Below are 500 nucleotides of genomic sequence, written 5' to 3'. Positions count from 1 at the left end.
GGCTTGCTTTGACCCTTGCCCCCGATCGAATAGCTGGTCTGCACCTCCTCGATCCGCGCCCAGGCGAAGATATCCCTGATGTCCTGGACATCGTTTATCGACATCAGAAACCCGCCTTGAAGGGCCTTTAAATGGTCCGCCAAACGCTGGAAATCGGCCCGGGCAAAGAGGTGTTTGCCATAGTCACCCTCGCTGCCCCAATAGGGAGGATCGAGGTAGAACAGGGTGCCCGGCGTGTCATAGCGCCGGATGAAGTCGCCGAAATCGAGACATTCGATCACCACGCCCGACAGCCGCGTGTGCAGATCTTCGAGCATCGGTTCCAGCGTCGTCAGGTTGAAGCGGCCGGGGCGACCGGTCTGGACCCCGAAGTTGCGGCCCGAGACCTTGCCGCCAAAGGCGGTGCGCTGCAGATACAGAAAACGCGCTGCGCGCTCGAGGTCGGTCAGCGTCTCGGGGTTGGTGTCGACCAGCCGGTTGAACTCGAACCGGGTGGTCAG

Annotated in this window: 1 protein-coding gene; it reads right to left on the bottom strand. The window is 61.4% G+C overall.

The window, feature by feature from the left end:
* On the bottom strand, positions 1 to 500 hold a 500-nt coding region (locus tag HS053_RS22140; protein WP_174213401.1), incomplete at both ends, for a DNA adenine methylase.

The organism is Tabrizicola fusiformis (assembly GCF_013328815.1).
Classification (GTDB): domain Bacteria; phylum Pseudomonadota; class Alphaproteobacteria; order Rhodobacterales; family Rhodobacteraceae; genus Fuscibacter.
This window is presented reverse-complemented; position numbering and strand designations above follow the sequence as displayed.